This is a genomic window from Coprococcus sp. RTP21428st1_C9_RTP21428_210409 (assembly GCF_040227395.1).
GTDB lineage: Bacteria > Bacillota > Clostridia > Lachnospirales > Lachnospiraceae > Coprococcus > Coprococcus aceti.
On sequence record NZ_JBEHVV010000104.1, the window covers coordinates 1 to 6,962 of the forward strand.

Consider the following 6,962-nt stretch of genomic DNA (forward strand, 5'->3'; position numbering starts at 1 on the left):
GAAGTATATCGTGCTCGGCGATATGCTTGAGCTCGGAGAGAAGAGCGATGAGTACCACTATGAAGTTGGAGAGTATCTCAGAGATAAGAAGATAGATGAGGTCATAGTCATCGGAGAGCATGCCCAGAAGATCAAGGAAGCTCTGGATGCCTGTGATACGAAGTATGCCAAGACTGTGTCATTCACTGACACGGAGGAGATCGCGATATACCTTATGGCGCTCATGAAGCCTGAGGATATAGTGCTTTTGAAGGGATCAAACGGAATGAAATTGAGTGAAGTGGTTAATATTCTCACGAATTAGTGTGTGTATTTGTACAAAATGACAAAAGCGGTCACGGATTTACAACGATCTGTGACCGCCTTTTTGTGTAAAGTGTTGCCATTTATTGTAAATCAATTCCCAAAACGATACAAAAGGGAGAAAAGAATTTGGTTATATTGAAAAAATATAAAAAATGGAGTAATATCAACCTAGCTTGAAAATAAATACATAAGATTACATAGATACTTTTTATTTGGGAGGAAAGAATCATGGCTACAGCAAAGAAGGCAGATGAGACAAAGAAGGTAACAAAGGCAACACCTGCAGCAGCACTTGCTAAGGTTGAGGCAGTTAAGAAAGAGGAAGCTGCAAAGAAGACAGCAGCTACAGAGACAAAGGCAGCACCTGCAAAGAAGGCAGCTCCAGTTAAGGAAGAGCCAAAGGCAGCACCTGCAAAGAAAACAGCACCAGCTAAGAAGGAAGAGACAAAGGCAGCAGCACCTGCAAAGAAGGCTACAGCAAAGAAGGCAGCTCCAGCTAAGACAACAGAGAATGTATTTGTTGAGTTCGCTGGCGGTCAGATCAAGATGGCAGCAATCGTTGCTAAGGTGAAGGAAGTTATTGGCAATAAGACAGTTAAGGAATTGAACGTATACTACCAGCCAGAAACAGGCATGGTATATTATACAGCTGATGGAGAATCAGGTTCTTACAGTCTTTAATCTATAGATGTTTGTTTTAAGACGGATCCCGGTCGTAATGACTGGGATCTTTTTTCTTTGTGCAATATTGTGTTGTATATAAGTGCCTTTCTGTGATAATATGTCATAGGTTAGGACAATCTAACTAATGCTTTTACAGGGGGTAAGAGATGACAATACACGAGTATGGAGACAGGAAGAATCCGCATATACTGCTTATACATGGCATGTGGATGTGAATATATTAAAAAGCCTGTGATATGAACTTTGATTCATACCACAGGCTTTTTGCTTGCAGATAATACTATATATTATGAATTACTTTGTTGTCAGGAAATCTGCGTATGCTGTAGGAAGACCATGCTCTGTAGGATCAAGTCCCTTGATCTCTTCCTCCTCAGATACTCTAAGTCCCATAGTCTTCTTGATGATCAGGAATACGATGGTGATCGTAACTGCTGTCCATGCTGCAACTGCTGCAAATCCAAGTAACTGGATGAGAAGTGGATGAATGCCACCGCCGTAGAACAGACCGTTTAATGTATCATTTCCAGGAACAGTTGTTGTGGAGAAGAGACCTACAGCGATTGTTCCCCAGATACCATTTACACCATGTACGGCTACGGCACCGACAGGATCGTCAACATGTAATGCGTGGTCACAGAGCCATACTCCGAATACTACGAGAAGTCCGGCAACGATACCGATGATAGCTGAGCCGAAAGCATCGACTGTATCACAAGGAGCTGTGATGGCAACGAGACCAGCGAGTGAAGCGTTGAGACACATTGACACATCAGGCTTGCCATATTTGAGCCATGTAAATATCATACATGAAACTGTTGCAAGTGCAGGTGCGATAGTAGTAGTGAGGAAGATAGAACCTAACTGCTCAACAGATGTTGCGGCTGCACCATTGAATCCGTACCAGCCGAACCACAGGATGAATACACCGAGTGCGCCGAGTGGAAGGTTATGACCTGGGAAGGTGTGAACCTTTACTACTTTGCCATTCTCATCCTTATTGAACTTTCCGATACGAGGTCCAAGTAATGCGGCACCAATCAGTGCTGAGATTCCACCTACCATATGGATGGCACATGAACCGGCAAAATCATGGAAGCCAAGTTTTACAAGCCAGCCACCTGGATTCCAGATCCAGTGAGCCTCAATAGGATATATCAGCAGTGAGATGATAGCTGAGTATACACAATATGCAGAGAACTTTGTTCTCTCTGCCATAGCTCCTGACACGATGGTTGCTGCTGTTGCACAGAACACAAGGTTGAATACGAAGCTTGACCAGTCATAGTTTTCAAAGTGAAGGAACAAATCCCATGATGGTTTTCCGATGAAACCTCCGAGTGCCCAGTCACTGCTGCCGAGCAGAAGTGATGAACCGAGGATCATGAATGAAACTGTACCGAGACAGAAATCCATGAGATTCTTCATTATAATGTTTCCGGCATTCTTGGCTCTTGTGAAACCGGCCTCAACCATTGCAAATCCGGCCTGCATCCAGAATACCAGTGCGGCTCCGACAAGGAACCATACTCCAAATACAATTGTGCTTACGTCTTCCATAATCATTCCTCCTTTTAATACATTGTAGTTGTGGAAGTGATCAGATAATAAAAAAAGATGCGTCCCGCCAGGTATGCTCCTGACAAAACACATCTTTGTGCACATTATATCTGATCGTACGTCACTGAGATATGACTGATAATAAGTATCTCAGTGCCACACCTCAATTACTAACTTGGGTTGAGTATAGTATTGAGATATGGTAAAATATTGAAAAAATCGGACGTGGAACGATAAACCTTATTATATTTTGCGCGGACTTAATATAATAAAGCAAAGATACGGTAAAGATAAATAAAGTTATGCGGAGATGGCGTATGGATAGTCAGATTTTATTGAATGTTAATTTTTGCAGTGAAGTACATACTAATTTAATAGAAAAGAATGAGAAGTCTGTGTATGTGAGAGCTGGTTACAGCTTGGGTGGGCTGAGAATAGTGCCACAGGAGAATGCTGGGATATGTGTGATATGTATGGATGGACACATCAAAAGGGTGTATCCGGGTGAACTGGAGGCGGCTGTTTGCATTGAGGAGAGCTGCAGCTTCATATCTGTGGAGCAGGATCTTGGATTTGGCAGGGAGACTCTGGATACCCAAGATATGCGTCTGCTTGAAAAACTGCTGACGGCTGATCATGCATTTACAGGAAATGGTGCAGAAGATCCGATAGAGAGTGCGACAGAGGAGATCACGGAGCATATAGAGAAATGCGGATCGTTGTGGCAGAGGAATGGCATGGCTGATTCGGACATCGTGAAACAGGCGGATGTCATATATGCGGCAAAAGGGAAGATAAGCATATTAGAGCTTGCTGAGCAGATGGGATGCACCGTTAGACATGTGCATAGGAGATTTGTGGAGGAGCTGGGGGTCAGCCCCAAGAGGTTTGCCCGCATCGTGAGGATCAGGGAGACTGTGAGAAAAATGCTGGAGCATCCGGGCGGACATGTCACGGATTATATGGATGACATGGGATATTCTGACCAGGCGCATTTCCAGAGAGAGTTTAAGTGGTATACAGGGATGACCCCGGGGAGTCTGCTGAAGATACTGGGAGACAGAGCTGAACGATAAAAAACAGGCAGTGGACAAATGCCACTGCCTGCCAATTTAGAAAAAGGAATGATACTGGATACCTGTGCTTATTAGAGCGCTGTCTCTCCACGCTCGCCTGTACGGATACGAACGACATCTGCCACATCATATACGAAGATCTTACCATCACCGATCTTACCTGTGGATATTCTCTCGCAAACCTTGAAAATGATCTTGTCCGCAACATCGTCTGCTGCTATGGCCTCGATCTTTACCTTTGGAATAAGGTTTACAACATATTCGCTTCCTCTGTAAGTTGTCTTATATCCCTTCTGATTACCGTAACCCATGATGTTTGATACCATGGCACCTGTTGATTCACACTCATCAAGTATTGACTTTACATCATCAAGCTTTTCTGAACGAACTACGATTTCAAGTTTCTTCATAATTACAGTCCTCCTTTTACCCGTTGGATTTATTTTTTATGATTATAGCATAGCGAAAAATCCAATTCCATAGCACTTCGCAAATGCCGAAATTTTAAAACGATTCGAAAGATGCCAGCGGTAAAATAATACAAAAAACAGACAAATGACTTAATAATATTAAGGACAGAAGCGGGGCGGCGCTGCGTGCCAGCGGTTAATTTACAGTAATTTCATATTTGCAGGTGTTGGTAAATGTGGTATATGTGTGTTATTATGTTTCTGACTGAGACTATATGTATAATCAGGAAAGGAAAATGAGATATGGCAGAGAATTATGATGATATAGATAAGAAGACACCGGATACGGTGGATACCGATGGACATGCATCGGATGATAAGGACAATGATGACGACTACGAGAAATACTGCTACCTGTGCAGGAGACCGGAGAGCGTGGCCGGCAAGCTGATACATATGCCTGGAGATATAAATATATGTGCAGACTGCATGCAGAGATCATTTGACAGCTTCAACAATTCCGGGTTTGGCAACATGCCGGGGCTTGGCAATATGCAGTTCATAGATCTGACAAATATGCCATTTGGCAATATAGATATGTCCAAGTTCAAGGCACAGAATGACGTGCCAAAGTCACAGAAAGTCAAGAAGAAGGCGCCAAAGGAAAAGAAGCAGGAGGAAGAACTCACGCTTAAGACAATTCCGGCTCCTCATAAGATCAAGGCTATGCTGGACGAGTATGTTGTGGGACAGGAATATGCCAAGAAGGTTATATCCGTGGCTGTATACAATCATTATAAGAGGGTTCTCACAGATACCATGGATGATATAGAGATAGAGAAGTCCAACATGCTGATGGTGGGACCTACAGGCTGTGGTAAGACATATATAGTCAAGACCATAGCAAGACTTCTCAAGGTGCCTCTCGCAATAACTGATGCGACAACTCTTACAGAGGCCGGTTATATAGGCGATGATGTTGAGAGTGTTCTGTCAAAGCTTCTCGCCGCCGCCGACAATGATGTGGAGAAGGCAGAGAGAGGAATCGTGTTCATAGATGAGATAGACAAGATCGCCAAGAAGCAGAACAGCAACAGCAGGGATGTGAGCGGCGAATCCGTACAGCAGGGACTGTTGAAGCTGCTTGAGGGTGCTGATGTTGAGGTACCTGTGGGATCGGGCAGCAAGAATGCTATGGTTCCCATGACGACCATCAATACAAGAAACATCCTCTTTATATGTGGTGGAGCATTCCCTGATATAGAGGAGATTATAAAGCAGAGAATAAGCAGGCAGGCGTCAATGGGCTTTAAGGCTGAGCTCAAGGACAAGTATGACGATGATCCGAATCTGCTGAGACAGGTTACAACCGAGGATCTCCGCGAGTTTGGCATGATTCCTGAGTTCCTTGGAAGACTTCCGGTGCTCTTTACACTTGATGCGTTGGACAAGGAAATGTATGTGAGCATACTTAAGGAACCGAAGAATGCGATCCTTAAACAGTACAAGAAGCTCCTTGCACTGGATGAGGTGGATCTGAGATTTGACGATTCGGCATACGAGGCGATAGCCGAGGAGGCAATCAAGAGGAAGACAGGAGCCAGAGCTCTACGTGCCATCATAGAGAAATTCATGCTGGATATCATGTACCAGATCCCAAGGGATGACACCATAGGAAGGGTGACAATCACAGGTGATTATATAAAGGGCAAGGGAAGCCCTATCATAGAACTGCGCGGAACACCGGCACTTGAGGAGGCAAGCGCAACTCAGATCGATAAGCAGGACTGAACAGATCTGTAATGACAATAATGCGATAACAGGGAAATGCTACTTGATAATATTTTATCAATATGCTAGAATATCACCGTTCATTAAGGGAGTAGTCAGCGCAGAGCTTGCGTTGTGATATCAACATAATGATTGGCAGCCATCGGTCGATGATGGCGTGAATCTGGTATTACTGTAGATGATGAGACTTTCTGGACAGCTTTTAGCTGCCCGGGAGGTCTCTTTTTATATGTGTCTGTGACTGCATCCGTCAAATCTATATCAAGGAGAAAAATTATGAGTATTGCAGAGTTATTCCTGTTGGCAGTTGGTCTTTCAATGGATGCATTTGCCGTGTCTATCTGTAAGGGGTTGTCCCTGCGCAACATCAAGGTGAAGCACATGCTTATCGCAGGTGCGTGGTTTGGAGGATTTCAGGCACTTATGCCGACGGTAGGATATGTCCTCGGAAGCTTTTTTGCAGATCTGGTAAGCAAATGGTCACACTGGATCGCATTTGTGCTCCTCCTGTTCATCGGCGGAAGCATGATCAAGGAGTCGTTTGGCGAGGAAGAGGAAGTAGATGCAGATATGAGCTTTAAGGTCATGTTCCTTCTGGCGGTTGCAACCAGCATAGACGCACTGGCGGTTGGAGTGTCATTTGCATTCCTCAAGCTGTCCACTCTGTATATCATACTTGCGGTATTATTCATAGGATGTATCACATTCATATGTTCAGCGGTCGGAGTGAAGATCGGAAGTATATTCGGAACAAAGTACAAGTCAAAGGCTGAGCTTGCCGGAGGTATCATACTTATACTCATAGGAGTAAAGGTTGTTCTGGACGGACTAGGTATATTGTAACCTTAACATAAAATAAATGGACAATAGTATGGTTTATGGCATACAATGTGTAGATAGGTTATGTGAAGGGACAATATATTAAGTAAGGAGTAGATGTATGACCAGATTCAAAAAGAATATGAGAAGATTTGTCGTGGCTGCTGTTGTCGGAGCCATGGCCATGTCGATGACTGCATGTACTTCTCATATGTTTGATGAGAAGACTATCACAGGAACAATAAAGGATAATGCGGACGACTACACAAAGGTGCAGAAGGAGTTCGAGGAATATCTGCACGATGAGTATGTGGAC

Annotated in this window: 6 protein-coding genes and 2 pseudogenes; 6 read left to right on the forward strand and 2 right to left on the reverse strand. The window is 43.9% G+C overall.

Going from position 1 to position 6,962, the window contains the following annotated elements; genetic code table 11:
* Together ABUA34_RS13490 and ABUA34_RS13495 are read left to right on the forward strand one after the other, a co-directional pair.
* Window positions 1–304 (forward strand): glutamate ligase domain-containing protein (locus ABUA34_RS13490; protein ID WP_502880274.1); only part of this gene is annotated, 304 nt, incomplete at its 5' end.
* Between the two features lie 230 nt (window positions 305–534).
* Window positions 535–987 (forward strand): DUF6465 family protein, encoded by a 453-nt coding sequence (locus ABUA34_RS13495; protein ID WP_022215918.1) that lies wholly within the window; start codon window positions 535–537, stop codon window positions 985–987.
* Between the two features lie 312 nt (window positions 988–1,299).
* Here ABUA34_RS13495 and ABUA34_RS13500 read toward each other — a convergent pair.
* A pseudogene (locus ABUA34_RS13500) lies at window positions 1,300–2,556 on the reverse strand (ammonium transporter); the annotation flags it as partial.
* A 311-nt stretch (window positions 2,557–2,867) separates the two neighbouring features.
* Between ABUA34_RS13500 and ABUA34_RS13505 the strand changes: the two are divergent.
* On the forward strand, window positions 2,868–3,626 hold the full coding sequence (locus ABUA34_RS13505) for a helix-turn-helix transcriptional regulator (RefSeq protein ID WP_022215920.1): 759 nt from the start codon (window positions 2,868–2,870) through the stop codon (window positions 3,624–3,626).
* Between the two features lie 71 nt (window positions 3,627–3,697).
* Here the strand turns inward: ABUA34_RS13505 and ABUA34_RS13510 are convergent, their stop codons facing one another.
* Window positions 3,698–4,036: a P-II family nitrogen regulator gene (locus tag ABUA34_RS13510; protein ID WP_022215921.1), complete on the reverse strand. Its 339-nt coding sequence runs from the start codon at window positions 4,034–4,036 to the stop codon at window positions 3,698–3,700.
* Window positions 4,037–4,339: 303 nt separating this feature from the next.
* Between ABUA34_RS13510 and clpX the strand changes: the two genes are divergently transcribed.
* From clpX to ABUA34_RS13525, 3 genes and pseudogenes are all read left to right on the forward strand, one after another.
* A complete protein-coding gene (gene clpX, locus ABUA34_RS13515; RefSeq protein WP_055146913.1) occupies window positions 4,340–5,827 on the forward strand; it encodes an ATP-dependent Clp protease ATP-binding subunit ClpX in 1,488 nt (495 codons plus the stop codon).
* Window positions 5,828–6,103: 276 nt separating this feature from the next.
* Window positions 6,104–6,670, forward strand: a complete 567-nt coding sequence (locus ABUA34_RS13520; protein ID WP_015533897.1) for a manganese efflux pump MntP — start codon at window positions 6,104–6,106, stop codon at window positions 6,668–6,670.
* 97 nt (window positions 6,671–6,767) lie between these two features.
* Window positions 6,768–6,962 (forward strand): annotated as a pseudogene (locus ABUA34_RS13525) (DUF885 domain-containing protein); the annotation flags it as partial.